Source organism: Paraburkholderia sp. GAS333 (assembly GCF_050435665.1).
In the GTDB taxonomy this organism is placed as follows: Bacteria; Pseudomonadota; Gammaproteobacteria; order Burkholderiales; family Burkholderiaceae; genus Paraburkholderia; species Paraburkholderia fungorum_A.
This window is the reverse complement of the sequence record NZ_JBNDKS010000009.1, coordinates 25763-52384: the sequence shown is the minus strand read 5'-3', so window position 1 is coordinate 52384 and position 26622 is coordinate 25763. Positions and strand designations below refer to the sequence as shown.

Here is a 26622-nt window from a genome sequence, read left to right as displayed (position 1 = left end):
ACACGAGGTGGTTCTGATGAAGCGTTTATCGAGCGTCCCGACGGAACTGAAACGGCATTACGACGTGGTCGTGGTCGGCTCCGGTTACGGCGGCGCAATTGCCGCGAGCCGGATGGCGCGCGCGGGCCGCAGCGTCTGCGTGCTGGAGCGCGGACGCGAATTCATGGCGGGAGAATATCCGCGTACGCCGTTTCAGGGCACGGAAAACATTCAGTACAACACGGCACTTGCGCAAATCGGCTCGCCGCTTGCTTTGCTCGAAGTGCACGTGAACGAGGATGTGAATGCGGTGGTCGGTTGCGGGCTGGGCGGCACGTCGCTGATCAACGCGAATGTCGCGCTCGAAGCCGATCCGCGTCTATGGGACGACCCGCGCTGGCCGGCCGCGCTGCGCAGCGATAAGGACGGCCGCGACCACGGCTATACGCTCGCTCGCGCGATGCTGCAGCCGTCGCCCGTACCCGACGATTTTCCGCCGCTGCCGAAGTTGCAGGCGCTCGAAAAATCGGCGCAAGGATTAGGCATGGCGGACCGCTTCAGCCGTCCGCCGATCACCGTCACGTTCGAAGATCGCACCAACGCGGCGGGTGTCGCGCAGAAGGCGTGCGTCGGTTGCGGCGATTGCAACTCGGGTTGCAACTACGACGCGAAAAACTCGACGCACATGAACTACCTGCCCGACGCCGTCGCGCACGGTGCGGAGATTTTCACCGGCGCCGCCGTACATTCGGTGACGCGCGAGCCCGGCACGTCGCAGTGGAAAGTGAATTTCCAGCTGGTGCAACTCGGTCGCGAAAGCTACGACGCACCTGACCTGTTCGTCAGCGCCGATATTGTCATCGTGTCGGCGGGGACGATTGGTTCGAGCGCGTTGCTGCTGCGCTCGCGTAACGAAGGACTGACCACGTCGGACATGCTCGGCCGGCATTTCACAGGCAATGGCGACGTGCTCGCTTTCGCGTACAACACCAACGACGTGATCAACGGCGTCGGCTGGGGATCGCATGTCGAGGGCGACATTCCGACGGTCGGGCCGACCATCACCGGCCTGATCGACAACCGCAATACCGCCAACGTGAAAGACGGCTACGTGATCGAAGAAGGCTCGCTTGCGGGGGCGGTCGGCGTAGCGCTGGTCGGGTTGCTAGGCAATGCCGCGCCACTCGAAGGCGTGGATGTCGACGCGGGCGAGCGGCGCTCGATCCGCGAACGGCTCAACTACAACGCGCGCGTGGCCGAGAGCTTTCTGCGCGGCCCGTATCACGGCGCGCTCAACCACACGCAAAGCTATCTGGTGATGGCGCACGACGACGAAAGCGGCCAGATCAGCGTCGACGAAAAAGGCCGCGCGCGTATCGCGTGGAAAAACGCGGGCAAACAGCCGGTTTTCCAAACCATCGAAGACGTGCTCAAGCAGGCCACCGTGCCGCTGGGCGGCAAATACCTGCGCAACCCTATCTCGACCGATCTCGTCGGCAACCGCACCGTCACCGTGCATCCGCTCGGCGGCTGCGGCATGGGCGAGGACGCGGAACGCGGCGTCGTCGATCACATGGGACGCGTGTATAGCGGCGCGGCCGGTACCGCGGTACACGACGGCCTGTACGTGATGGACGGCGCGGTGATGCCGATGTCGCTCGGCGTCAACCCGCTGCTGACGATTTCCGCGCTGGCCGAACGCAATTGCGCACTGCTCGCCGCGTCGCACGGCTGGTCGATCGATTACACCGCGAAGGGCACTATCGCGCCGCCGCCTCCGCAAAAAATCGGCTTGCGCTTCACGGAGACGATGGTCGGCACCTACACGCCGGCGGTCGCGGGGCAAGCCGCCACCAGTCCGATGGAATTCACGTTGACGGTCGAATCCGACGACCTCGACGATATGCTAAGGAACCCGCAACATCTGGCGCACACGGCGGGAACGCTGACCTGTCCCGCACTTTCCGCTCAACCGATGACGATCGTCGACGGTACCTTCAATCTGTTCGTGGTCAACGAGTCGGATGTGGGCGAGCGCAACATGAATTACCGGATGACGCTGAATTCCGCCGAGGGAAAAGCGTGGTATCTGACCGGCCAGAAAATTATCACGCGCAGTTCGCCGATTAATTTGTGGGAGCAGACCAATACGCTCTACGCCGAGATCCGCGATTCGGCGCAACCGGATGCACCGGTTCTCGGTAAAGCAACGCTTATCATCACGCCGGAAAACTTTCTCAAGCAGCAACGCACGCTCGAAGTGACCAACGCGCCCGATCTGAAAACCCGCCTCGAATGGACGCTGAAATTCGGCAGGTTTTTTGCAGGCGTATTGTTCGCCGAATATGGCGGCGTGGCCGCGCCGCTGGAGTTTTTCGACCCTGACGCGCCGCCGCGTCTGAAGCGCGCGTTACGCGCGCCCGCGCCGCAAATGTTCTTCTTCGATACACCGGACGGCACGAAGTTACGCCTCACACGCTATGTCGATCCTGCGAAAAAAAACGCTCGCCCCGTGCTGCTGATTCATGGCTCCGGCGTATCGAGCCGAATGTATTCGACCGATCTGATCGCGACCAACCTCGTCGAATATCTTTGCGCAGCCGACTACGACGTGTGGCTGGTCGATCTGCGCGTCAGCATCGAAATGCCGAGCGTGCTGGTGCCGACCAACGTCGACAAGGTGGCGCGCGAGGACATCCCCGCTGCGGTCGCCAGAATTCGCGAGGTGACCGGCGCGGCCAACATTCAGGCGTTGGGCCATTGCATGGGCGGCGTCGCGTTGAGCATGTCACTGCTGTATGGTCTCGAAGGCGTGCGCTCGGCGGTCATTTCGCAGGTATCGACCAACCTGGTGCCGGGCACGCTGCAGCGGATCAAGGCGGGCCTGCATATTCCGGGCATCATGAAACATCTCGGCGTGAACGATCTCACCGCGTACACGCAGGACGATTCGTGGCCCGCCAATCTGCTCGACGAAGCACTCAGGCTCTATCCGCTCGACCACGATGAAGGCTGCGGCAATCCGATCTGTCATCGCGCGACGTTTCTGTACGGGCTGCTCTACGAACACGAAAAACTGAACCAGACGCTTCATTCGAATCTGCAGGAATTGCTCGGCATACACGACGTCGAAGTCTTCCAGCATCTCGCGACGATGGTGCGCGCGGGCAAAGTCGTCGACGCAGAAGGCGACGATGTTTACCTGAGCGGCACCGGCGGCATGAAAGGACTCGAAGGTATGCGCATGCCGATCGGCTTCATTCACGGCGAAAGAAACGAAACGTATCTGCCAATCAGCACCGAATTGACGTTCAACATGCTGATGAAACAGTTCCCCGAACAGCCTTATGAACGCCACCTGATTCCGGGTTATGGACACCTCGACTGCATGTTCGGCAAGAACGCGTCCGTCGATGTCTATCCGCTGATCCGGCAGTATCTCGACGCGCATTAACGTTAAGCGGGCGTGCAATGCAGCGCGCGCCCGCTTCTCCGACGAGCAACCGATTGATAACCGGAGAACATCAATCGTTGCGAAGTTTGCACTTATCGTTCTACTGCATTCGCGCCACTATTCCAGCACACAAGCGTCCGCCATTCAGCGCGGGCGCATGATCTGCTGGAGACAAACTGATGCCCCCGTCCGCCGCCGCATCTTCAGGCGCTTCGAAAAGCGCTGCCGTACTTCGGGTCACGGCCGGCAACTTCCTCGAACAGTTCGACTTCTTCCTGTTCGGCTTCTACGCGACGCAGATCGCCTCGGTCTTTTTCCCCGCAGCCAGCGACTTCGCGTCGCTGATGATGACCTTCGCGGCCTTCGGCGCGGGCTTCCTGATGCGTCCGCTCGGCGCGGTGATTCTCGGCGCCTATATCGATGACGTGGGCCGCCGCACAGGCCTCATCGTCACGCTGACGATCATGGCGAGCGGCACGATCCTGATCGCGTTCGTCCCCGGCTATGCGAGCATCGGCATGCTGGCGCCGGCCCTCGTGCTGCTCGGCCGCTTGCTGCAAGGCTTTTCGGCCGGTGCGGAACTGGGCGGCGTGTCGGTCTATCTCGCGGAGATGGCGCCAGCCGGCCGCAAGGGCTTCTTCACCAGTTGGCAGTCGGCGAGTCAGCAGGTGGCGATCGTCATCGCGGCGGGTCTCGGCTTCGCACTGAACCGCTGGATGGACGCGAGCACGATCGCCGCATGGGGATGGCGCGTGCCGTTCTTCGTCGGCTGCATGATCGTGCCGTTCGTGTTTCTGCTGCGGCGCAATCTCGAAGAAACCGAGGAGTTCACGCAGCGCCGTCATCGTCCGTCGATGAAAGAAGTCTTTCAGACGCTCGTGCGCAACTGGACCATCGTGGTCGCGGGCGTGATGCTGGTCTCGATGACCACCACCAGTTTCTATCTGATCACCGTGTACGCGCCGACCTTCGGCAAGACCGTGCTGCATCTGAGCACGGCGGACAGTCTGCTGGTCACGTTGTGCGTCGGCGTGTCGAACTTCATCTGGCTGCCTGTCGGCGGTGCACTGTCCGACAAAATCGGCCGCCGCCCGTTGCTGGTCTCGATGGCGATGCTCGCCATCGCCACCGCTTATCCCGCGCTGTCGCTGCTCGCGCATGCGCCGAGCTTCGTCAACATGTTGCTGGTTCTGCTGTGGCTGTCGTTCATGTATGGTTTGTATAACGGCGCGATGGTCGCGGCGCTGACCGAAGTGATGCCGGTCGAAGTGCGCGTCGCCGGATTCTCGTTGGCTTACAGTCTGGCGACAGCCGTGTTCGGCGGCTTCACTCCGGCCATCTCGACGGTGCTGATTCACGTCACCGGCGATAAGGCCGCGCCCGGCTACTGGATGAGTTTCGCCGCCGCCTGCGCGCTAATCGCGACCTTTGCACTGTACCGTCGAGGTCCGCTGACAATGCGCCCCGCGGCCTGAGTCGACGCGCTTTTATCCACTTCAGAAACAGACTGCCCTACCGATTCCAATGAAAAAATTCTTTCTGTCCATGTTGAGCGCCGGGCTGTTGAGTACCACTTTTGCCGCCGCGAGCGTACAGGCCGCCGAGCTTCACGTGATGAGTTCGGGGGGCTTCACCGCCGCGTACAAAACGCTCGGCCCGAAGTTCGCGGCATCGTCGGGCAATACGCTCGACACGATCCTCGGACCGTCGATGGGTCAATCGCCGGAAGCGATTCCGAATCGCCTCGAACGCGGCGAACCGGCAGACGTGGTCATCATGGTCGGCTACGCACTCGACGATCTGATCAAGCAAGGCAAGGTGATTCCCGGCTCGCGCGTCGAACTCGCGGATTCGCGCATCGGCATGGTCGTACGCGATGGTGCGCCGAAGCCGGACATCGGCTCGGTCGATGCACTGAAAACGACCTTGCTTCACGCGAAATCCGTTGCCTATTCCGACAGCGCCAGCGGCGTTTATATTCAGCGCGAGTTGTTCAAGCGACTCGGCATCGAAGACCAGTTGAAAGATAAAGCGAAGATGGTGCCGCGCATTCCGGTCGCGTCGGTCGTGGCCAATGGCGACTACGAAGTCGGATTCCAGCAGGTCAGCGAGTTGCTGCCTGTGAAGGGCGCGACCTTCGTCGGCAAGATTCCGGAGTCGCTGCAATCGGTCACGCGCTACGCAGCGGGTATTCCGGTTGGCTCGAAGCATCCGCAGGAGGCGAAGGCGCTGCTCGACTATCTCGCGTCGCCGGATGCGCAAGCTACCGTGAGGGCAACCGGCATGGACTCCGTCGCGACGCATTGAAAACGGCGTGTCGTTTCACACGGCCGCTTTTTTCTTCGTAGACGCACCGCGCCGCGCTTCGAGAATCGTTTGATGAAACTGCTGCGCGGCCGGTGCAAGCGGCCGCCCTCGCCGTTTCACGATGCCGACGCGCCGCGTCACGACTGGTTCGACCAGCGGTACGCTGGTAAGGATCGGATGATCGCGCATCGGCATCGCCATCGACGGCACCGCGGCGACACCCAGGCCCGCTTCGACCAGCCCGAGCATCGTCGTAACATGCCGCGTCTCGCACACGCTCGGTGCTTTCGGCGTCACTTCGGCCAGCGCCTGATCGAGCAGCAGACGGTTGCCCGACGTTTTGTCGACGGACACATAATCGTATTCGTACATCTCGCGCCACGACACGCGCTTCTTTTTCGCCAGCGGATGATCGCGGCGGCAAGCGGCCACGAACTTCTCCTGCAACAGCAGCTTGAACTCGACTTCCGATTCCTGGCTGCCCATGAAGCTCACGCCGAAATCGGCCTCTCCGCTGATCACCGCGCCCAGCACTTCGTTCGCGCTACCGTCGAGCAATTTCACGCGGATACGCGAATAGCTTTCGTGAAAGCTCGCGATCACACCAGGCAAAAAATAATAGGCAACCGAAGGGACACACGCGATCGTCACGTGACCGAGCCGGCTCGATGCGACATCGCGAATACCGAGCAACGCGACATCGAGATCGTCGAGCAACTGTTCGGCGCTGGGTGCGAACACGCGGCCCACCGTAGTGAGCGTCACGCTGCGTGTGGTGCGTTCGAAGAGCCGCACGCCGAGCGCGGCTTCGAGCTTGTCGATGCGACGGCTCAACGCCGGTTGCGAGATATTGACCGCGTCGGCGGCTTTGCGAAAACTGCCCAGTTCGACGACGGCGCGAAACGCCTGCAAATCGTTCAGGTCGAAATTGACGCCCACTGGTTGCCTCTGCGCGATGAGATGCGGCTATTTTGCATCATATCGGCAGGATGCCAGGCTCAGAACAGCTTGCCCGGATTCAGAATGCCGTGCGGGTCCAGCGCATGTTTGATCGCGGCCATCGCCGCCAATTCCGCCGGCGAGCGCGAGATCGGCAGGAACTCGCGCTTGAGCAAACCAATGCCGTGTTCCGCCGATACCGAACCGCGCAACGGCCCCAGCATCTCGTAGACGAACGCATAAACCGCATGATGATCGACATCGCGGATCGAATTTCCATCGACCGTGACGTGCAGATTCGAATCGCCGATATGCCCGAAGAAATACGACGCGTTGCCCGGCCAGCGTTGATCGAGCGCCGCACGGCAACGGTCGACGAAAGCGCCGATCTCGCCGATCGGCAAGCTCACGTCGAAATTGATCGCGTCGAGCCGCACCGGAAATTCAGCGGTACATTCGCGAATCGCCCACAACCCGCGCACATCGGCGACCGATTGCGCGATCACCGCGTCGCGGATCGCGCCCGCGTCGAGCGCGTCGGTCAGCACGGCGGAGAAACGCTCGCCGTCGTCGGTTGAATCGAAGCTTGCGTGTTCGATCAGCGCATACAGCGGATGGGACTGCCCGAACGGCGAACGCGTGCCGGTCAGCTTCACGCCGATGTCGAAGAAGTCCGGCCACATGATCTCGAACGCGCCGATGTCATTGCCGAAACGTGTCGACAAACGGCGCAGCAGAGTCACCGCGGCGTCGTAGTGATCGAGCGCGACGAGCGCGGTATGACGCGACGCTCTCTGCGGATGCAGACGCAACACCGCGCGCGTGATCACGCCGAGCGTGCCTTCCGAACCGATGAACCAGTGCTTCAGGTCGTAGCCCGTATTGTTCTTGACCATCTTGCCGAGCGAGGTCAGCACGTCGCCGTTCGCGAGCACGACTTCGAGCCCGAGCACCTGATCGCGCGCGGTGCCCGACTGGATCACGCGATTGCCGCCCGCGTTGGTCGCCAGATTGCCGCCGATCTGGCACGACCCACGCGCGCCGAGATCGAGCGCGAGTTCGAAGCCCGCTTCGGCGGCGGCTTCCTGCGCGGCTTGCAACGTGGTGCCCGCGCGCACGGTGAGCGTGGCCGACGCGGTATCGATCTCCTCGACGCCGCTCAACCGCTCCAGCGACAACGCGATGTCCGACGCACGCGCAATCGCGCCGCCTGCGAGGCCGGTCATGCCGCCCTGCGGCACAACCGGTTGACGCGCCGCGTGACAGATCGCCAGCGCCCGCGCGACCTCACCAGTCGTGCGCGGCAGCAGCAGCGCAGCGGGACGCGTCGGATCGTGGCGCGTCCAGTCGGTCATTGCGCGATCGCCGATCTGGTCGCCGGTGCGCACCGAGTCGTCGCCGAGCGCGGCGCGCAGTGCATCGAGAGTCGAGGCTAGCGGCGCGATATCGCTTACCGTGCTGTGGTCCGTCATTCCGTCGTTCCTTCTACTGTTCCAGTCAGGCGCTGACAGCGCGTCAAACATTCCCCGCGAGATGGAATCGCGAGGCCGGATGCCACAACTGCACCGACGTCGCCACCTCGTCGCCCACCCACGTGCGCCGCCAGAGCTGCAAACACGGCTCACCGATTTCCATCATCAGATGCCGGCGCACATACGCGTCGGGCTTTTGCGCGTAGATGCGAAACTCGGCGCGCTGGATCGGCGCGAGCCGCACCATGTAGTGATTCGGCGTTTCGACAGTGAAGTCCTGCTGCAGATAGTCAGGGAAGACCTTCGGATTGACGTAGCGATCCTCGTACTGGATCGGCTCGCCTTCCTCGAAGTGGACGATGCACGAGTGGAACACCGGGCCGCTTGCGAGCGCGAGCGAACTGAGCGCTTGCGGGTCGTCACCTGGTTCGAGCTTCAGCACGCGCGCCGAATGACGATGACCGCGCGCGGCGATTTCGTCGGCGATATTGCGGATTTCGAGTACGGTCGATTCGTAACGCTGCGGCGCGACGAAAGTGCCGGAGCCTTGCACGCGCGTCACGACGCGCTCGGCGGTCAGTTCGCGCAGCGCGCGCGACACCGTCATGCGCGCCACGCCGAATTCCTTGACCAGTTCCATCTCGGACGGAATCAGACCACCCGGTTTCCAGTCGCCGTCGCTGATGCGTTTGATCACATAGCGCTTGATCTGCTCGTATGCGGGCATCGCTTTCGCCGGGCCTTCACGCGGACGATCGGCGTGGCTCGGCGCGTGCGCGGTCTGCAACGCGGCGTCCGTTGACGCAGCAGCTTCGATGGTTCGGGCGTTTGTAGTTGTATTCACTCCAACCTCGTGGATGGTACGCAAGCGGACACGGTAGTCCGCCCTTGGCCGCCAGGCTGGTGAGCCTCGTAGCCGGTTAGCCGGTCAGCCAGCGGATAAGCCCGCTCACCGGTCCTGCTTCATCACGCCAGGTGAGCGGCGGCCTGCCCGTCGTTGACCGCGACGTTCACGGTATTCACGGCCGGATCGAAATGGCCGGCGCCCGCCAGATGCGTGACGCTCGCCAGCACAACCCGCCGCGCGCCGTTCACCGGCGCCGCGGGCCGAGGCCCAATGTTACCCAGGTTCGGCAACGGTGGCGGCGCTTCGTCGGTGATCAGGCGAAACGCGACCCGCATGTCGTCGGCGAGAGGCCGGTCGTCGCGATACACCGGCAGCGCGCGCCGCACCCGTTGCCATAAGGTTTCGGTATGCGGCGCACGCAGCGCGGCGCCGCTTTGCAGGTCGTACGCCTGCGCCGCCGCCAGCAATTCGATCGCGACGATGCGCGCGGCGTTGTCGACGATTTCCAGCGCTTTCAGCGCGGCGGGCGTCGCGTGACACAGATGATCTTCCTGCAAGCCCGACGTGATGCCGCCGTCGAGGCTCGCAGGCATCGCGAGCCGCCGGTTCTGCGCGACCAGCGAGGCCGCCGTGTACTGCGCGATCATGAAGCCGGAGTTGGTGCCGCCCGGCTCCGCGAGAAACGCCGGTAGACCGCTGACCAGCGGATTGACGAGACGGTCGAGCCGCCGCTCGGCCATCGCGGCGACCTGCGCAATCGCGGTGCCGAGGCTGTCCATCGCGAGCGCGATCGATGCACCCACCGCATGCGCCTGCGAGTAGACGCGCGGCGCGTCCGGCGTACCGGCGACAACCGGGTTGTCGGTAATCGACGCCAGTTCGCGGTTGACCACGTCGGCGGTCGCGTCGAGTACGTCACGCGCGGCGCCGTGCACATGCGGGATGGTCCGCATGCTCAGCGGGTCTTGCGTGCGCTGCCCAACCACCGCCGCGAGAATGCCGCTGCCCGCGAGGCTCGCGCGCATCCGTTCGCCGACCCGGTTCAGCCCCGCCGACACCCGCAACGCCAGCGATTCTTCGTCGAACGCCGCCATCTGGCCATGCAGATTCTCGAAGCTCATCGCGGCGACCATGTCGGTCCAGTCGAGCAGACGTTCGGCGCGCGCCAGCGCGAGCGCGGCCAGACCCGTCACGCAAGGCGTGCCGTTGATCAGGCTCAAGCCCTCTTTCGCTTCGAGCACGAGCGGTTCGCGGCCGAGCCGCCGCAACGCGTCGCGTCCGCTGAGCCGTTCGCCGCGATAGCACGCGTGCCCTTCGCCGATACAGACCAGCGCGATGTGCGCCATATGGCTCAGATAGCCGACCGAGCCGAAGGCGGGCACTTCGGGCACGCAATCGGCGTTCAGCAGCGCGACCAGTTGCTGCACGACGTCGAGCCGGATACCGGAATGGCCGTGCGCGAAATTGTTCACGGCGGCGGCCATGATCGCGCGGGTCTCGGCGGCCCCGAGCGGCGCACCGACACCCACCGCGTGGCTCATCAGGATATTGCGCGACAGCGTGCGCTGTTCCGCGGGCGACACGATCACGTCGCACAGCGCGCCGACGCCGGTGTTCACGCCATACGCGCGAATCCCGCGCTCGACGATCTGTTCGACCAGCACGCGCGCCGCCGCGATACGCGCGCGGGCGTCGGCGGACAGTTCGAGCGGTTCTCCTGCCGCCACGGCGGCCACCTCGGTCCAGTCGAGCGGAAGTTCGGAACGGATCACGGCCATATCGATGTTTTATTGGTTAGCGGATTCAGTGTGTCGTACGGTCCTGATGGCTCGATACGAATTGCCGGAAACGTTCCGACTTGCAATCGACGAATACTTCGTCGGGCGTGCCGTCGGCCTCCACCTGGCCTTGATGCAAAAACATCACGCGATTCGATACGTGCCGCGCAAAACCCATTTCGTGCGTGACGACCAGCATCGTGCGGCCCTCTTCGGCGAGCGAGCGCATCACGCGCAGCACTTCGCCGACCAGTTCAGGATCGAGCGCCGACGTGGGTTCGTCGAACAGCATCACTTTCGGATGCATCGCCAACGCGCGCGCAATCGCCACCCGTTGCTGCTGACCGCCGGACAGATGCGCCGGGTAGTGGCCGCGTTTGTCCACGAGACCGACTTTGGCGAGCAACGCCTCAGCTTCCTCGATCGACTCGGCGCGGCTTCGCTTCAACACGCGCATCGGCCCTTCGATTAGGTTTTCGAGCACCGTCATATGCGACCAGAGATTGAAGTTCTGGAACACCATGCCGAGTTGCGAGCGCACCCGATCCACCTGACGGCGGTCGCTGGGTTGCAGCTTGCCGTCGCTGCGGCGCTTCATTTTCAACTCTTCGCCGGCAAGCGCGACCGAACCGTCATCGGGCGTTTCCAGCAGATTCAGACAGCGCAGAAACGTGCTCTTGCCCGAGCCGCTCGCGCCGAGAATCGAGATCACGTCGCCCTGATGCGCGTCGAGCGAAATGCCTTTCAGCACGTGATGCTCGCCGAACGATTTGTGTATGTTCCTGACCGACAGTGCAACGGGCGCCGTAGCGTTCATGGGAAATTCTCCAGGTTCATGCGGATGGCCGGCCATGCGAGACTCGGCGCATCAATCCAGTTAATCGTTAGGGAGTTGCGGCACAGGTACGCGGCGCAAACAGGCAGTCACGCTCAGGTCGTCGCGGACACCACGCGCACCGGCTCGGGCCGCGCCGGCGCAGCCCGCAGATGACGCGACAGACGCCTTTCCAGCAACCCCAGCGCGCGCACGATCACGAAGTTCAGCGCAAGATAGATCAGCGCGGCGCAGGTGAACACTTCGGTCGTGCGATAGGTTTGCTGGATGATCTGCTGCGCGACGCCGGTCACTTCCCACACGGTGACGAGACTCGCGAGCGCGGTCGATTTGACCAGCAGCACGGCTTCCGTCGAATACGCGGGCAGGCATTGACGCAACGCGATCGGACCGATCACACGACGCAGCAGCGCGAAACCCGACAGCCCGATCGAATAACCGGCCTCGATCTGTCCGACCGGCACGGCCATCAAACCGCCGCGAATGATTTCGGCGGTATATCCCGCCGTGCACAACGCAAGCGATAAAACCGCGCACATGTACGGCTCGCGCAATACCGGCCACAGAAAGCTCTCGCGGATCACGCCGAACTGACCCATGCCGTAATACACGAGGAACATCTGGATCAGCAGCGGCGAGCCGCGAAACACGAGGATATAAGCGCGCGCGAAACGGTTCGGCAGCCAGCGCGGCGAGACCCGCATCGTGACGATCACGAGCGAGAGCAGACCGCCGAGTACCAGCGAACTGAAGAACAGTCCGAGCGTGGTCGGCACGGCCGCGAGCAGTTGCTTCAGCGTGTCGAGCAGAAAGTCGATGTCGATATGCATGATGCGTGTCCGTTTTTCGGTAGCGATCAGTTGCTGTCAGTTGCGCGCGAAGTTGCGCTTGAAGGACCGGCCCACGCGCGCCTCGGCGTGATTGAAGACGCGATTCGAGATGCTGGTCATCAGCAGATACAGCGCGCCGCCCGCCACGAAAAACGTGAAGTACTGATGCGTGGAACCCGCCGCGATCTGACTCGCGCGCAGCAATTCGGCGAGACCGGTGACCGAGATCAGCGCCGAGTCTTTCAGGCTCAACTGCCAGACATTGCCGATGCCCGGCAACGCAAAACGCAGCACCTGCGGAATCAGAATGCGGCGCGCCATAGTCAGCACCGGCATGCCGATCGAACGGGCCGCTTCGAGTTCGCCGCGCGACACCGCCTGCACTGCCGCGCGATACACCTCGGCCTGATACGCGCCGGAAATCATGCCGACCGCGAGCGCACCAATCACGAACGGCGGTACGCCGACGAACCCGTCCGCGCCGAACCATTGGCCGACCGTCGTCACGAGCGCCGATCCGCCGAAATAGAACAGGTAGATGACGAGCAGTTCGGGCACGCCGCGAAACACCGTGGTGTAGAAGTCGCCGATCACGCGCAGCGTGCGAAAGCGCGACAGCTTGGCCGTTGCCACCAGCGCGCCGAACACGGCGCCGACCGCGAGCGCCGCGAGCGTCAGCGCGACCGTCATCAACGCGGCGAGCAGCAGAATGCCGCCCCACGCCTGCGGCCCGAAGCCGAACATTTCAATCAGAGCCATTGCCTCTCCTTCTTTCTTGACGACTGGACCCACCAGCCGGCGCGTGCCGGACCCAACCGGCCGTCACGCGCGTACCGCCTGCTTTTCACGCGGGACGAATCAGGGCGTGACGTCGAGCTTGAACCACTTGTCGGAGAGCTTCTTGACCGTGCCGTCGGCGAGCGCGGCGGTAATCGCGGTGTCGAACTTCGCTTTCAGATCCGCGTCCTGTTTGCGGAAAGCGAGACCTTCGCCCGGTCCCCAGATCGGGCCGCCGAGCTTCGGACCCGCGACGGCGACCGACGCGTTGTCCTTGTTGTTGAGCGTGGCCGCGAAGTAGGTCACGTCGTCGAACGAGGCGTCGATGCGGCCGTTGGCCAGGTCGAGATCGCGCTCGGACGACGTCTTGTAGACGCGAATCGTGGCGACGTCCTTGAAGCTGTCGGTGATGAATTTGGTGTAGACGGTGCCGGCCTGCAGGCCGATCGTCTTGCCCTTCAGCTGCTTGCGCAGTGCGTCGACGGTGGGCTGGTCGGTCTTCGGATCACCGGTCAGCCTGATGGCGGCTGCGGTGGGCACAGCCTTCGGCAGCACCTTCGTGTCGGTTACCGCGAACGTGGCCGGCGTGGACGCGTAAGGCCGCGAGAACGCGATGATCTTTTCACGCTCCGGCGTGATGGAAATGGCGTCCATCAGCACGTCGAACTTGCCCATCTGCAGGCCGGGAATCATGCCGTCGAAGTCTTGCGACACGAGGTTGCACTGCAGCTTCGCGCGCTCGCAAAGATTGGCGACCAGCTCGGGCTCGAAGCCGCCGAGCTTGCCGCCCGGCAACGTCAGATTCCACGGCGCGTAGCCGCCTTCGAGGGCGATCGTCACGGTTTTCCAGTCTTTCGCCTGGGCCGGTGCCGCGACACTCGCCGCGAAGCCGAGCAGGACGCTCATCACTGCCGTTGCTGCCGTTCTGCGCTTCACTGTCACGTCAAACTCCCTTGATTGAGAAAACCATCGAATTGAATTCTTGATCGCTGCACGTCTTGTATAGACAAGCTTGCACGATTCAAAAACGCATCGCAAGGGGGTTGACCGGAACTTGCCGCATTCATCGGGTAAGTCCCTATGAGTGGCTTTGTGTATGGCTCGACGAGGAACTACCGGTGAATGAAGGCCGTGTGAAAGCAACTCGACGCCCGTTGCGTGCGAGTTACTTTGTCTAGACAGGTTGACTTAAGATGCGGTGGGAAGACGACTTGCGCGGAGCGGCGAGGCGTTACCAGATAAACGGAACAAAGCGGAAACGCACGCGCTTCATGTAGTCCGCGTAACCGTCGAGTTGCGCGGCGAGCACGCGCTCCTCACGCACGGCTCGCCAGCCGATTCCGGCCACCATCACGGGGACAAACGCGAGTCCGTACCATGAGCCGAGCAGCAACGGTGTGCCGATGAACAGCAACAGCCCGGCGCCATACATCGGATGACGGACCAGCGCATAAGGGCCGGTGTCGATCACCTTATGCCCGCGCCCCGTCTGGATCTTGACGACCGGCGCGGCATAGCTGTTTGCCTTGAACACGAAATGGCAGAAGAAGATACACAGGAACACGCACAGCGAGCCGAGGCTGACCAGCGCGACCGGCAACGGCGCGGACCAACGAAAGCGCATTGCGTCGAAGCCCATCAGCACCAGCCAGCCGCACCACACGAGCGCGACACCGGTCATGAAGATGCGGTCCCAGCGGCTTTGCTGGCTCTGCACAATGGGGGCGAGACGTTCGGCGAGCAGGCCGGGATCGTGCCGCGCGAGCCAGAAGCCGAGCCACAGACTCAAGCCGCCCACTTCGATCAGATACCACCACGCCGCCGGCCACGCGAACGTGCCCGCCGCGCCGAACAGCAAGCCGCCCATGGCGGTCAGCCAGAGCGCGGTTTGCAGAATGAGGCGCTTGATCATCGAAGATGGGTTGGACGGTAAGTGTTATGCGGGCTGAACCGGCGCACTCACCCGCGTGAAAATTCCGGCGATGTCGATATCGCCGGAATTCAGACCGAATCGATCATGCAGACACGCAGCGAGTTCGTCAGCGCTCGCGATCTGCTGCTCGCTGAGCAACTCGCCGTCCGCTGCGCGTTCGCTCAGTTGATCGTTGAACAACGCGATACGCGATTCGGGCATCACGCGGCACACGATCAGCGTGCTCAGGAAAATCGAATCCGGCGCCGTCGACGTGTACCAGTTCGAGGTTTCGTAATCGATCCATTCGACCGGATGCAGATCGAAGCGATACACCCGCGCCCAGCTTTCGTCGCGAAGCTGCACTTCGAGATTGAGCGCATCGTGCGATGCGTCGGCGAGACGGAAGGTACCCAACGGCGTGTGCTGCGCGACGCCTGCCGTCAGGCGCAACGGTGCGGTCAACGTCACGCTGCCGAAGCCGACATCGGCAATCCACGCATGGCCGCCGATGTCGATCCGCAGAACCATATGCGTGCGCGGCGGTACGGCGGCGTCGTCACGGCCCCACAACACGCGGGCGAGCAATGGCGTGACGCTGAACCCGAGTTGCGTCAGCACGTTGGCGAACAGCGCGTTCTGCTCGAAGCAATAGCCGCCCCGCCGTTCAGTCACGAGCTTCCGTTCGACGGACTCGAGGTCGAGCCGGACCGGCCGGCCTGTGAACGGATTCAGGTTCTCAAACGGAATCGCGCGGGGGTGCAGTTCGTGAATCGCCTGGAGGACTTCCAGCGTCGCCGCGCGCGGGCCGTCGTAGCCGATGCGGGCAAAGTAGTTTTCCAGATTGACTGTGTGTGACATCGGCATGATCCGGGCAGGTATTGGAATGGGAATGAGGTCTCGCGTAGCCCCGGACACGTGCGTGCAACGCAATGCGCGTGGCCGGGCCTGGCGGTTTCGGGACATGATCATAGCCGCTTTTTCTGTCGCCCCGATGCGCGCTGCGTCGGCCTGTTTTGCGCACACGGAATACCCACGACAAATTCATTCAGTCACCGGCTATTGGGGATTACCCGGCCAATTCGGTATCACACGACAGCGGCCTTATATCAGACCACACACCTTCCTTTTTATTACGTCGAGATTCGATTGGCATTACGTACAAATGCTCATTTACCGCAGTAGCTAAACAAAAGATTACATGTCAGTAATATTGATGCGAATCGTTCTCATTTGAGTTGACGATCCCAATCTGCCTGAGTACGATCCCGTCAAACTGCTGTCACGACTCCCTGTTCTCGCCTCGGGAGATGTTGGCAGCGAGCCGCGTGGCGAGGCACAAGTAAGTCGATACAACACAAATAAGGAATCCGATGAAGTTCGCCCAGCTCAATCGAGCCGCCGCTCAGGCGCATCCTGTTCGCGCATCGTCGTCTCATGGCGGCGCAACGCGTCACACGCGTATTCCGTCCGCTCGTCGCGTCGCGCTTTGCACGGCGTTTGCATGGGCATCGCTGACCGCGGGCGCCGCACTGGCCGAAGCCAATCCCGACGCGATCCCCGATTCGTCCGAGGCCGACCTGAAAATTCAGGCTACGCAGACGAATCAATGGACCGGCTTCTGGAACCGCGAACAGATGCTCGGCGACATAGGCGGCCTGCGCCCATGGCTCGGAAAATATGGCGTCACGTTCACGCTCACTGAAACGAGCGAATTGCTGGCGAACCTGCGTGGCGGTCTCGCGCGCGGCGCGGATTACGATGGCCTGACAACCGCCACGGTCCAGATGGACACGCAAAAAGCGTTCGGTTTGCCGGGCGGCCTGTTCAACGTCAGCGCGCTGCAGATTCACGGCGCGAACCTGAGCGCCAACAAGCTGGGCACGCTGAATACGGCAAGCGGTATCGAAGCCGACGACGCCACCCGTCTATGGGAATTGTGGTACCAGCAATCGTTCCTGAACAAACGCGTCGACGTGAAGATCGGTCAGCAAAGTATCGACCAGGAATTCATCACCAGCACGTACTCGGCGCTGTTCCTCAACACGATGTTCGGCTGGCCCGCGCTGCCGTCGTACGACATGCCGTCCGGCGGCCCGGCCTACCCGCTGTCGGGTCTCGGCGTGCGCGTACGCGGCCAGATCACGCCTTCGTTGACCGCGCTGGCCGGGGTGTTCTCCGGCGATCCGCTCGGCAACAACCCGAACAACATGAGCGGCACCAACTTCAACCTGCACAACGGCGCGCTGTGGATCGGCGAGTTTCAATACTCGATCAACCAGCCCTCCGACGGTGAAATGGTCGGCATGGGCGGCGGCGGTTTGCCGGGTACGTACAAGCTCGGCGTCTGGTACAACACGAACCAGTTCGCGGACCAGCGCTACGACACGCTCGGGTTGTCGCTGGCGAATCCGGCGTCGAACGGGATTGCCGCTAACCATAGCGGCAACTACAGTATTTACGCGGTCGCGGACCAGATGATCTGGCGGCCGGACCCCGACGAACCGCGCAGCCTCGGCGTCTTCGCCCGCGTGATGGGCGCGCCGAACGACCGCAACCTGGTGAGCTACGCAGCCAACCTGGGCCTCGTGCTGAAGGCGCCGTTCAAAGGCCGCGACGACGACAGCGCGGGCATTGCGCTCACGTACATCAAGGTCAGTAATCGCGTGAAGGGACTCGATCAGGATGCCCAGGCATTCAGCGGCGGTCCGTATGGTGTGCGCACCAGCGAAACCGTGCTGGAAGCGACCTATCAGTACGCGATCAATCCGTGGTGGCAAGTGCAGGCCGATGCGCAGTACACGTTTAATGCAGGCGCCGGACAGAATCCGAACGACCCTACGCAGCCGTTGCGAAATACCTTTGTTATCGGCGTACGGACTAATATCAATTTCTGATGCGATACGCGTCCGATTCCCATCCCGGTTCGAACGCGGTCACCCAATCAAATCAAAAAGCTTTCGACATGACTTCACTCCCCGATTTTTGCGCATGCACGGAGACCCAATCGTGAACCATTCCACGCGCAAATTTTCGCCCGGCACCCGCGTCGCGCGCGGCTTCGTGAGAAACCTGCTGGCACTCGCAACCGGCGTCGCCGCTTTCGCGACGTTCGGCACCGCGCAGGCCGAGCCGCAAGGTTTCCTCGAAACCATCAAGCACCACACCACGCTGATCAACACCGTGCCCGATAACGGCGACCAGAATCCGTACGCGGTGGTCGTCGCGCCGGTCACGGCCGGCACCGTCAAACAGGGCGACGTGCTGATCGGCAACTTCAATAACTCGACCAATCTGCAGGGCACCGGCAGCACGATCATCAACTATCGTCCCGATACGAAGCAGATGTCCGTGTTCGCCACCGTGCCGCGCGATCTGAAAGAGTGTCCGGGCGGCATCGGCCTGTCCACCGCGATGACGATGCTGAAGTCCGGCTACGTGATCGTCGGCAGCACGCCGAGCAACGACGGCACGACCGGCACCAAGGGCGCGGGCTGCCTGATCGTGCTCGACTCGCAGGGCAAGGTGGTATCGACCATCAGCAGCCCGAACATCAACGATCCGTGGGGCAACATGGCGGTCGTCGACAACGGCACCAGCGCGACGCTGTTCGTCAGCAACGCGGGCTTCGGCGTCGGTGGCGCGGACGGCGTGCCGCCGGTGTTCAAGCAGGCGACCGTGCTGCGTCTCGATCTCGACATCCCGGCCGGCAAGCCACCGGTCGTGAAGAGCGAAACGGTGGTCGGCAGCGGCTTCGGCGCGCAGGCGGACAAGGGCGTGTTCCTCGTCGGCCCGACCGGCCTCGCGCTGTCGAACGATCAGAAACTGCTGTTCGTGTCCGACGCGATCGGCAACCGCATCACCGAAATCGACGAGCCGATGACGCGCGACACCAGCGCTGGCGTAGGCCGTCAACTCACCGCCGACGGTCTGCTGCACCGCCCTCTCGCGATGGTCACCGCGCCCAACGGACACCTGCTAGTGACCAACGCGCTGAACGGCCAGATCGTCGAAATCGACCCGGCCACCGGCAAGCAGATCTACGCCCGCTGGATCGACACGGACAAAGCGCAATCGCCTCCGGGCAACGGCGACCTGTTCGGTCTCGCGATGACGCCCGAAGGCGACGGCTTCTACTACGTGCAGGACGACGTCAACACGCTGGTGCTCGCGAAGTAGCGCCCATCTTGCGAAGTCAGTTGAAGCAGAAGGTGAAGATGAAAAAGAAGGTGAAGTAACCATGGCAAACGACCAACCGCCGCGCCCGTCACGGCGCGGTTTTCTGAAGGCGGGCGGTGCGGCGGTAGCAGCCGGGGCAAGTCTCGGCGCGGGACTCGCCGCGTCGCCGGACGCACTGGCAGCCCAGGCCGCGCAACTGAAATCGCACGCGCAGGCCGCCGATCCGCAACTCGCCGTCGAACCGTTTTTCGGCCCGCATCAGGCGGGCATCGTCACGCCGCAGCAGAGTCACACGTACGTGGCCGCGCTCGATCTGACCACCGATAAACGCGACGACGTGATCGCGCTGCTGCGCAGCTGGACCGATGCGGCCGCTCGCCTGACGCAAGGCGGCACGGCCGCGGCATTGCCGACCGGCGACGCCGGCGACAGCAAGCCCGCGCCCGATTCCGGCGACGTGCTCGGCCTCGGTCCGAACGGACTGACGATCACCTTCGGTTTCGGCCCCGGCCTCTTTACGAAAGACGGCAAGGACCGCTACGGCCTCGCCGCGCGCCGCCCTGCCGCGCTCGTCGATCTGCCGCGTTTTAACGGCGATCAGCTGATCCCCGAGAAGACCGGCGGCGATATCTACATTCAGGCTTGCGCGAACGATCAGCAGGTCGCGTTTCACGCGGTCCGGCAGTTGTCGCGCCTCGCTTACGGCACCGCCGCGATGCGCTGGGGCCAGTCCGGTTTCCTGTCGGGTCCGCGCGGTCAGACGCCGCGCAATCTGATGGGTTTCAAGGACGGCACCAACAACCCGTCCACCGCGAAACCGGACCTGATGAAAGAGTTCGTGTGGGCCGGCGCCAGCGCCGACGCGCCGTGGATGGAAGGCGGCACCTACACCGTCGTGCGCCGTATCCGCATCACGCTCGAACACTGGGACAACATGGAACTCGGCTTCCAGGAACAGGTGTTCGGGCGTCACAAGTACAGCGGCGCGCCGATCGGCAGGAAGAGCGAATTCGACGCCGTGGACCTGAAGGAAGAAGACAAGGACGGCAATCCGGTAATCCCGGAAAACTCGCACGTGCGTCTGTCGAATCAGGCGAGCAACGACGGCGCGCAGATTCTGCGCCGCTCGTATTCGTATAACGACGGCACGAACTTTTATATCGAGCGCTGGCCGCCATGGCGTCAGGAAACGGAATACGACGCGGGGCTGATTTTCATCGCGCACCAGAGCGACCCGCGCACCGGCTTCATTCCGATCAACAACCGGCTCGCGAAGTTCGACATGATGAACCAGTTCACGACTCACGTCGGCAGTGCGATCTTTGCGGTACCGCCGGGGGCGAAGCCGGGTTCGTATATCGGCGCGGGGCTGTTCGAGACGTAATACGCGCGTGCTATAAGCACCGCAGATTTACCAACAACCAATCACCATCACAACGGACGTCTGGAACATGGCTTATTCCTGGTTTGGCAGCCGCCTGCGTACTCTGAGCAGCGCGGCCGCGCTCTCGCTGACCGCTCTCGCGACGATGCCGTCGGCGGCTCACGCCGACTCGATCACGCTGTACAACGCGCAGCACGAGCAGGTCGTGAATCTGCTCGCGAAAGACTTCGAAAAACAGTCGGGCATTTCGGTGAAGATCCGCAACGGCGAAGGCCCGGCGATGGCCGCGCAGATCGTCGCGGAAGGCCCGGCGACACCCGCCGATGTGTACTTCACGGAAAACTCGCCGGAGTTGATGCTGCTCGAAGAAAAGGGGCTGCTGAACAAGGTGGATAGCGCGACGCTCGCCACGGTGCCGACGCGTTTCAGTTCGCCGAGCGGTGCATGGGTCGCGGTGACCGCACGTGAAAACGTGCTCGCGTACAACACGACGAAGCTGCAGCCGTCGCAACTGCCGCAATCGCTGTTCGATCTCGCGAAGCCGGAGTGGAAAGGCAAGATCGGCATTGCACCGAGCGATGGCGATTTCCTGCCGCTCGTCTCGGCCGTGCTCGCACTGAAAGGCGAAGCGCAAACCGTGCAATGGCTCAAGGGCCTGAAAGCCAACGCGCAGATTTTCGACGACGACGAAGGCGTAGTGGCCGCAGTGAATCGCGGCGGCGTCGCGACGGGCCTGATCAACAACTACTACTGGGCGCGTCTGCATGCCGAAATCGGCGACGGCAAAACCCGTAGCGCGATCTATCACTTCGGCAACGGCGACGCCGGCGCATTGGTGAACGTGTCGGGCGCGGCGGTGCTGAAGTCCGCGCATAACCCGGCAGGCGGGCAGAAATTCCTCGCCTATCTCGTCAGCGATCGCGCGCAACAGTTGATGGCGAACAGCCACGTGATGTTCGAATATCCGCTGCACGCGGGCGTCGCGCCAGACCCGATCCTCAAGCCGCTGGCCGACCTGAGCCCGCCGTCGCTGACGATCGAGCAACTCGGTGACGACAGCCAGGCCGGCAAGCTGCTGCGCCAGGCCGGTCTGCTGTAAATGAGCGAAGCTCTGTCAGCCGCTCCGGCGGCTGTTCCAGCCGTCCCGGCGCGCAGCCGTTTGCGCGCGCCGCGCGGTCTGTTCGCGGCAGCAGCATTCAGCGCTTTGCTGGTGTTGCTGCCGATTGCGTTTACGTTCTGGCGCGCGGCGAGCTTCGGCGTCGGCGAGGCGGTCGACCTGATTGTCCGGCCGCTGGTCGGCGAGTTGCTGGTCAATACGGTGCTGATTACGGTCGCCACCACGCTGGTTTGCGCGGTGGTCGGGACGGCCGCCGCGTGGTTCGTCGAACGTACGCATTTGCCGGGACGCCGCGCGTGGGCCGTGCTCAGCGCCGCCCCGCTCGCGATGCCCGCGTTCATTTCGAGCTATGCGTGGGTGTCGCTCAGCGAGGATCTGCAGGATTTCAACGGCGCGTTGCTAGTGCTGAGTTGCGCGTATTTCCCGCTCGTTTATCTGCCGGTGGCCGCCGCTTTGCGCGGCATGGACCCGGCGCTCGAAGAAAGTGCGCGCGCGCTCGGCTGCAACCGCTGGACCAGTTTCGTTCGCGTGGTGCTGCCGCAATTGCGCCCCGCGCTGCTCGGCGGAATGCTGCTGGTGGCGCTCGGCGTGCTGTCCGAATTCGGCGCCTTCACGCTGCTGCGTTTTCGCACCTTCACCACGCAGATTTACGCGGAATTCCGCACCAGTTTCGACGGCGGCGGCGCTTCGCTGCTCGCGTGTCTGCTGATCGTGATCTGTCTGATCGTGCTTGCGTTCGAGTTTCGGGTACGTGGCGCGGCGCGCTATGAACGCGTCGATCGCGGCACGCGGCGCGCGGTGCTTCGCTACGAACTCGGCGTGTGGCGCTGGGTCGTGGTCGCCGGTTTTGCGCTGCTCACCCTCACCACGCTCGGCGTGCCGCTCGGCATGATTGGTTACTGGCTCACCCAGCCGGGCGCGGCCGCGGTCACGCCCGCCGATGTGTCGCCCGAACTGCTGCTCAACGCCACTCTGTCGTCGCTCGGCTTCGGTCTTGCGGCCGCGCTGCTGACCACGCTGCTGGTGGTGCCGCTCGCGTTCCTTCTGGTGCGCTATCCGACGCGTTTCGCGACGCTGTTCGAACGCACCGTGTTTCTCGCGCAGGGCGTGCCGGGGCTGGTGATCGCGCTGGCTATCGTGTCGCTCGCGGTGCATGCGCTGCAGCCGTTGTATCAGAGCGCGACGCTGCTGGTGGTCGCGTACGCGATGCTGTTCATGCCGCTTGCGCTGGTCAGCGTGCGCGCCGCTTTCATGCAGGCTCAGCCGCGACTCGAGGAAACCGCGCGCGCGCTCGGTCTCAGCTGGTCGCAAACCCTGTTTCGCGTGATGCTGCCGCTCGCCGGTCCCGGACTCGGCGCTGCGGCGGCGATGGTGTTCATCTCGGTGGTCACCGAACTGAATGCGACACTGCTGCTGTCGCCACTCGATACGCAAACGCTCGCGACTCAGGTATGGGCCGATACATCCACGATGGCGTTCGCTGCCGCCGCGCCCTACGCGGCGTTGTTGACCGGCATTTCGCTGTTCGCGTCGGGGCTGCTGTTTGCGTTGCTCGGGCGCTCGGCCTTGCTCGGTGAACGCGGATGACGAAGCCTATCCAATGACTCCAACGAGGCCGGTGCGAGCCGCCTTCACGCACTGCCTCTGCGCAACCATCGCAACCCACCCGCCCGCCCCCGTCCATCACGCGCTTTAATCATCGGAATTTCATGAGCGAACTTCGTATCCGCGGACTGCAAAAATCGTTCGACGGTGTGCCCGTGCTGCACGGTATCGATCTGTCCGTCGAACGCGGCACGCTGCTCGCGCTGCTCGGTCCGTCGGGCAGCGGCAAGACCACGTTGCTGCGTCTGCTGTGCGGCTTCGAACGCGCGGATAGCGGCAGCGTCGAGATCGACGGCCAGCGCGTGGCGGGCGACAACCTGCACGTGCCGTCCGAGCAGCGCCGCATCGGTTATGTGCCACAGGAAGGCGCGCTGTTTCCGCATCTGTCGGTCGCGGACAATATCGTGTTCGGCCTGCCGCGTTCGCAACGGCGCGCACGGCATCGGGTCGCGGAATTGCTCGAACTGGTCGGCCTGCCCGCTAACTTCGGCGAGCGCGCGCCGCAGCAGTTGTCGGGCGGACAGCAGCAGCGCGTTGCGTTGGCGCGCGCGCTGGCGCCGTCGCCGACCCTCGTGATGCTCGACGAGCCCTTTTCCTCGCTCGACGCCGCATTGCGGCTCGAAACCCGTCAGGCGGTGGCGAGCGCATTGGCCGCAACGGGCGCGACGGCGGTGCTGGTCACACACGATCAATCCGAGGCGCTGTCGCTCGGACATGAAGTCGCCGTGCTGTGGAACGGCCGGCTGATCCAGACCGCGACGCCCGAGACGCTATACCAGCGGCCGGTAACGCCGGAGCTGGCTTCGTTTGTCGGCGAGGCGGTGCTGTTGCCAGGCGTGGTCGTGCAGGATCGCGCGCGCTGCGAACTCGGCGAGTTGCCGCTGGCCGCGCCGATGAACGACGGCGCGGTCGACGTGATGCTGCGGCCCGAACAGATTCGTGTACTGCGCGACGGCGAAGCATCGATGAACGGCACGGCCGCCTACGACGCCGTGGTCACCGGCGTCACCTTCCAGGGGCAGGACGCAGGCGTCGTGCTGCAACTGCAATCCGCCGCGCGGACGATGGTGCGCGCACGCGTGCCGGGGTATCTGTGCCCGAGGCCCGGCGAGCAGGTGCGGCTTGCGGTGGACGGCAACGTGACCGCCTATCCACGCGGATAAAACGCGGAGCGAAGGTCGCCGATCAGAGTCCGGAATTCGCGGCGTTCAGCATGCGCGGGGCGGCTGACCGGCGAGCCATCTGCACAGCCCTGCTCTTTCTGCTAACCGACGCCCTTCGCCCCTCGCATCGACAGATCCTGCATCATCTGCGCGGCCAGATAATCGCAGGTCGGACGATCCGATTTCGCACTCCGCGCCACCACGATTTCCAGCGGCTCGATTTTCGGCAGGCCCTGCGCTTCGCCGAGAATCGCGAGGCGCGGCGGCACGCTGCAACGCGTCAGCGCGACCACCGACAAGCCCGCATCGACGGTCGCGACCAGGCCCATCAGACTGGCGCTGCTGAACGCGGCGCGATAGCGGATGCGCGCGCCATCCAGTGCCGCCAGCGTATGCTGACGCGCGACACAGCCCGGCTCGTACAGCCCAACCGGTAACGGCGACACCGCCAGCACCGGCGTATCCGCCGACGCCCCCGCCCACACCATCGGCTCACTGCGCACGAATTCGCCGCGCAACTTGCGGTCGCGCGTGACGAAAGCGAGATCGATCTTGTTGTCCGCCAGCATCGGTGCGAGCGACGTGCTCTGCGCGCAGACGATCTCGATCTCGACATGCGGATACAGATTCGAAAAGCGCCGCAACACCGGCGACAGCAGCGACGACACGTAATCGTCCGGTGCGCCGAGCACCACGCGTCCGGTCACTTCGGGCCGCACGATCGCCGACCACGCCTCCTCGTGCAGCGCCAGCACGCGCCGGGCGTATTCGAGCAGCGTATTGCCTGGGCGCGTCAGCGAAAGACTGCGCGTGCTGCGCGCGAAAAGCGTCGTGCCGAGCATGGCTTCGAGCCGCTTGATCTGCATGCTGACCGCCGCCTGCGACCGGTAAACGGTCGTCGCCGCCTTCGTGAAGCTGCCCGTTTCCACCACCGCGACGAAAGTGCGCAATAGATCGACGTCGAATTCGGGGTGCATGATTTATCAATCCAGCTTATGGAATTTCTCAATTTAATTCGTTTGTAGCGACCCGGCAAGCCGCGCAATACTCCGCACATCACTTCACGGAGCCGTTTCGCATGTCCCTCACCTCACGTCAACAGGGCGCCATAACGCTCGCCAGCGGCGGGCTTCTGATGGGCACGATCGGTGTTTTCGTCGAGGAAGCGCGGCTCGGCGCGCTGACGCTGGTGTTCTTCCGCTGCCTGTTCGGTTTTATGTCGCTGGCCGCGTATTGCGCGTGGAAAGGCTATTTCACGCGAGCGCATTTCACGCGACGCACCATCGTGCTCGCGCTGATCTCCGGCGTGCTGATGGTCACGCAGTGGGTCGGCTTCTTCGACGCGATTCATCGCACGAGTATTGCGGTGGCGACGGTCGTGTTTCATGTGCAGCCGTTCTGGGTCGTGCTGATCGGCGCGGCGCTTTTCAACGAGCGTCTGGGGATGGACCGGCTCGGCTGGATCGCGACGGCGTTCGTCGGTCTGGTGCTCGCGTCGGGCGTCGCGGCCACCGACAACTGGCAGGGCCATTCGGGTTATCTGATCGGGATCGGCGAGGCATTGCTCGGCTCGCTGCTGTACGCAACCGTCACGCTGATCGCCAAAGGACTCGGCGAATTGCGGCCGCATCTGCTGGCGCTCGTGCAGTGCGCGGTCGGCGTGGTGTGCCTGCCGTTCATCGCACCGCTAACCGCCGTGCATATCGGCCCGATGCAGTGGTTCTGGCTGGTCGGCATGGGCGTGCTACATACGGGGCTGTCGTATGTGCTGATCTACGGCGCGCTACCGAAGCTCACCACGCCGGTGATTGCCGTGCTGCTGTTCGTGTATCCGCTGACGGCGATCGTCGTGGATGCGGTGGTGTACGGCCGCGCGCTGTCGATGCCGCAACTCGCGGGCATGGCGCTGATCGTGGTCGCGAGTCTGGGGGTGAATCTCGGCTGGCCGCTGTTGTCTTTGCTGCGCTCCGGCACGCGGACGCGGCGGCATGCGGATTGAAATGCTGACTGAAGCGCGGGCGCGGCGCACGTCGTAACGTGTGCA

At 63.6% G+C, this 26622-nt stretch carries 21 protein-coding genes; 10 read left to right on the top strand and 11 right to left on the bottom strand.

From position 1 onward, the window contains the following. Positions 1 to 16 precede the first annotated feature (16 nt). From ABH945_RS31890 to ABH945_RS31880, 3 genes are all read left to right on the top strand, one after another. Positions 17 to 3433: an alpha/beta fold hydrolase gene (locus ABH945_RS31890; protein WP_429253313.1), complete on the top strand. Its 3417-nt coding sequence runs from the start codon at positions 17 to 19 to the stop codon at positions 3431 to 3433. A 179-nt stretch (positions 3434 to 3612) separates the two neighbouring features. Next, positions 3613 to 4908 carry an MFS transporter gene (locus ABH945_RS31885; RefSeq protein WP_429253312.1) on the top strand — a complete coding sequence of 432 codons (1296 nt, stop codon included), beginning with the start codon at positions 3613 to 3615 and terminating at the stop codon, positions 4906 to 4908. A 49-nt stretch (positions 4909 to 4957) separates the two neighbouring features. Then, positions 4958 to 5740 carry a substrate-binding domain-containing protein gene (locus tag ABH945_RS31880; protein WP_074768076.1) on the top strand — a complete coding sequence of 261 codons (783 nt, stop codon included), beginning with the start codon at positions 4958 to 4960 and terminating at the stop codon, positions 5738 to 5740. A gap of 15 nt (positions 5741 to 5755) precedes the next feature. Here ABH945_RS31880 and ABH945_RS31875 read toward each other — a convergent pair whose 3' ends face one another. The 10 genes from ABH945_RS31875 to ABH945_RS31830 form a co-directional block, all read right to left on the bottom strand. Further along, entirely contained in the window at positions 5756 to 6679 is a 924-nt protein-coding gene (locus ABH945_RS31875) for a LysR family transcriptional regulator (protein ID WP_429253311.1), read from the bottom strand. Between the two features lie 59 nt (positions 6680 to 6738). Then, positions 6739 to 8151, bottom strand: coding sequence for an FAD-binding oxidoreductase (locus tag ABH945_RS31870; protein ID WP_429253310.1), 1413 nt, complete (start codon positions 8149 to 8151; stop codon positions 6739 to 6741). 43 nt (positions 8152 to 8194) lie between these two features. Beyond that, a complete protein-coding gene (gene hutC / locus ABH945_RS31865) occupies positions 8195 to 8995 on the bottom strand; it encodes a histidine utilization repressor (protein ID WP_429253309.1) in 801 nt (266 codons plus the stop codon). Positions 8996 to 9117: 122 nt separating this feature from the next. Next, complete coding sequence (locus ABH945_RS31860; protein WP_429253308.1) at positions 9118 to 10776, bottom strand: HAL/PAL/TAL family ammonia-lyase; 1659 nt, start codon at positions 10774 to 10776, stop codon at positions 9118 to 9120. A gap of 25 nt (positions 10777 to 10801) precedes the next feature. Next, the gene (locus ABH945_RS31855; RefSeq protein ID WP_429253307.1) at positions 10802 to 11593 is read right to left on the bottom strand and encodes an ABC transporter ATP-binding protein; all 792 of its coding nucleotides are present in this window, start codon (positions 11591 to 11593) and stop codon (positions 10802 to 10804) included. 113 nt (positions 11594 to 11706) lie between these two features. Then, positions 11707 to 12441, bottom strand: coding sequence for an ABC transporter permease (locus tag ABH945_RS31850; protein ID WP_429253306.1), 735 nt, complete (start codon positions 12439 to 12441; stop codon positions 11707 to 11709). A 36-nt stretch (positions 12442 to 12477) separates the two neighbouring features. Then, on the bottom strand, positions 12478 to 13200 hold the full coding sequence (locus ABH945_RS31845; RefSeq protein WP_074768064.1) for an ABC transporter permease: 723 nt from the start codon (positions 13198 to 13200) through the stop codon (positions 12478 to 12480). 99 nt (positions 13201 to 13299) lie between these two features. Further along, complete coding sequence (locus ABH945_RS31840) at positions 13300 to 14124, bottom strand: transporter substrate-binding domain-containing protein (RefSeq protein WP_429253393.1); 825 nt, start codon at positions 14122 to 14124, stop codon at positions 13300 to 13302. A gap of 325 nt (positions 14125 to 14449) precedes the next feature. Next, positions 14450 to 15130, bottom strand: coding sequence for a methyltransferase family protein (locus tag ABH945_RS31835; protein WP_429253305.1), 681 nt, complete (start codon positions 15128 to 15130; stop codon positions 14450 to 14452). A gap of 24 nt (positions 15131 to 15154) precedes the next feature. Then, complete coding sequence (locus ABH945_RS31830; protein WP_074771071.1) at positions 15155 to 15991, bottom strand: arylamine N-acetyltransferase family protein; 837 nt, start codon at positions 15989 to 15991, stop codon at positions 15155 to 15157. A gap of 512 nt (positions 15992 to 16503) precedes the next feature. Here ABH945_RS31830 and ABH945_RS31825 point away from each other — a divergent pair. The 6 genes from ABH945_RS31825 (at position 16504) to ABH945_RS31800 (ending at position 24578) form a co-directional block, all read left to right on the top strand. Continuing rightward, positions 16504 to 18027, top strand: a complete 1524-nt coding sequence (locus ABH945_RS31825) for a carbohydrate porin (protein WP_429253304.1) — start codon at positions 16504 to 16506, stop codon at positions 18025 to 18027. Positions 18028 to 18139: 112 nt separating this feature from the next. Continuing rightward, positions 18140 to 19309 (top strand): hypothetical protein, encoded by a 1170-nt coding sequence (locus tag ABH945_RS31820; RefSeq protein WP_429253303.1) that lies wholly within the window; start codon positions 18140 to 18142, stop codon positions 19307 to 19309. A 61-nt stretch (positions 19310 to 19370) separates the two neighbouring features. Next, the gene (efeB, locus tag ABH945_RS31815) at positions 19371 to 20693 is read left to right on the top strand and encodes an iron uptake transporter deferrochelatase/peroxidase subunit (RefSeq protein WP_429253302.1); all 1323 of its coding nucleotides are present in this window, start codon (positions 19371 to 19373) and stop codon (positions 20691 to 20693) included. Between the two features lie 67 nt (positions 20694 to 20760). Beyond that, complete coding sequence (locus tag ABH945_RS31810) at positions 20761 to 21792, top strand: iron ABC transporter substrate-binding protein (protein ID WP_074768054.1); 1032 nt, start codon at positions 20761 to 20763, stop codon at positions 21790 to 21792. Next, positions 21793 to 23397 carry an ABC transporter permease gene (locus ABH945_RS31805; protein WP_429253301.1) on the top strand — a complete coding sequence of 535 codons (1605 nt, stop codon included), beginning with the start codon at positions 21793 to 21795 and terminating at the stop codon, positions 23395 to 23397. 122 nt (positions 23398 to 23519) lie between these two features. Continuing rightward, a complete protein-coding gene (locus ABH945_RS31800) occupies positions 23520 to 24578 on the top strand; it encodes an ABC transporter ATP-binding protein (protein ID WP_074768050.1) in 1059 nt (352 codons plus the stop codon). Between the two features lie 101 nt (positions 24579 to 24679). On the opposite strand, the gene ABH945_RS31795 is transcribed toward ABH945_RS31800, so the two are convergent. Beyond that, on the bottom strand, positions 24680 to 25555 hold the full coding sequence (locus tag ABH945_RS31795) for a LysR family transcriptional regulator (RefSeq protein ID WP_429253300.1): 876 nt from the start codon (positions 25553 to 25555) through the stop codon (positions 24680 to 24682). A gap of 101 nt (positions 25556 to 25656) precedes the next feature. On the opposite strand from ABH945_RS31795, the gene ABH945_RS31790 reads away from it, so the two are divergent. Further along, positions 25657 to 26577, top strand: a complete 921-nt coding sequence (locus tag ABH945_RS31790) for a DMT family transporter (protein ID WP_074768046.1) — start codon at positions 25657 to 25659, stop codon at positions 26575 to 26577. Positions 26578 to 26622 lie beyond the last annotated feature (45 nt).

Coding starts and splice junctions, on each gene's coding strand:
- ABH945_RS31890 (WP_429253313.1), top strand. CDS start 17: ATGAAGCGTTTATCGAGCGTCCCGACGGAACTGAAACGGCATTACGAC.
- ABH945_RS31885 (WP_429253312.1), top strand. CDS start 3,613: ATGCCCCCGTCCGCCGCCGCATCTTCAGGCGCTTCGAAAAGCGCTGCC.
- ABH945_RS31880 (WP_074768076.1), top strand. CDS start 4,958: ATGAAAAAATTCTTTCTGTCCATGTTGAGCGCCGGGCTGTTGAGTACC.
- ABH945_RS31870 (WP_429253310.1), bottom strand. CDS start 8,151: ATGACGGACCACAGCACGGTAAGCGATATCGCGCCGCTAGCCTCGACT.
- ABH945_RS31860 (WP_429253308.1), bottom strand. CDS start 10,776: ATGGCCGTGATCCGTTCCGAACTTCCGCTCGACTGGACCGAGGTGGCC.
- ABH945_RS31855 (WP_429253307.1), bottom strand. CDS start 11,593: ATGAACGCTACGGCGCCCGTTGCACTGTCGGTCAGGAACATACACAAA.
- ABH945_RS31850 (WP_429253306.1), bottom strand. CDS start 12,441: ATGCATATCGACATCGACTTTCTGCTCGACACGCTGAAGCAACTGCTC.
- ABH945_RS31845 (WP_074768064.1), bottom strand. CDS start 13,200: ATGGCTCTGATTGAAATGTTCGGCTTCGGGCCGCAGGCGTGGGGCGGC.
- ABH945_RS31840 (WP_429253393.1), bottom strand. CDS start 14,124: ATGAGCGTCCTGCTCGGCTTCGCGGCGAGTGTCGCGGCACCGGCCCAG.
- ABH945_RS31835 (WP_429253305.1), bottom strand. CDS start 15,130: ATGATCAAGCGCCTCATTCTGCAAACCGCGCTCTGGCTGACCGCCATG.
- ABH945_RS31830 (WP_074771071.1), bottom strand. CDS start 15,991: ATGTCACACACAGTCAATCTGGAAAACTACTTTGCCCGCATCGGCTAC.
- ABH945_RS31825 (WP_429253304.1), top strand. CDS start 16,504: ATGAAGTTCGCCCAGCTCAATCGAGCCGCCGCTCAGGCGCATCCTGTT.
- efeB (WP_429253302.1), top strand. CDS start 19,371: ATGGCAAACGACCAACCGCCGCGCCCGTCACGGCGCGGTTTTCTGAAG.
- ABH945_RS31810 (WP_074768054.1), top strand. CDS start 20,761: ATGGCTTATTCCTGGTTTGGCAGCCGCCTGCGTACTCTGAGCAGCGCG.
- ABH945_RS31805 (WP_429253301.1), top strand. CDS start 21,793: ATGAGCGAAGCTCTGTCAGCCGCTCCGGCGGCTGTTCCAGCCGTCCCG.
- ABH945_RS31800 (WP_074768050.1), top strand. CDS start 23,520: ATGAGCGAACTTCGTATCCGCGGACTGCAAAAATCGTTCGACGGTGTG.
- ABH945_RS31795 (WP_429253300.1), bottom strand. CDS start 25,555: ATGCACCCCGAATTCGACGTCGATCTATTGCGCACTTTCGTCGCGGTG.
- ABH945_RS31790 (WP_074768046.1), top strand. CDS start 25,657: ATGTCCCTCACCTCACGTCAACAGGGCGCCATAACGCTCGCCAGCGGC.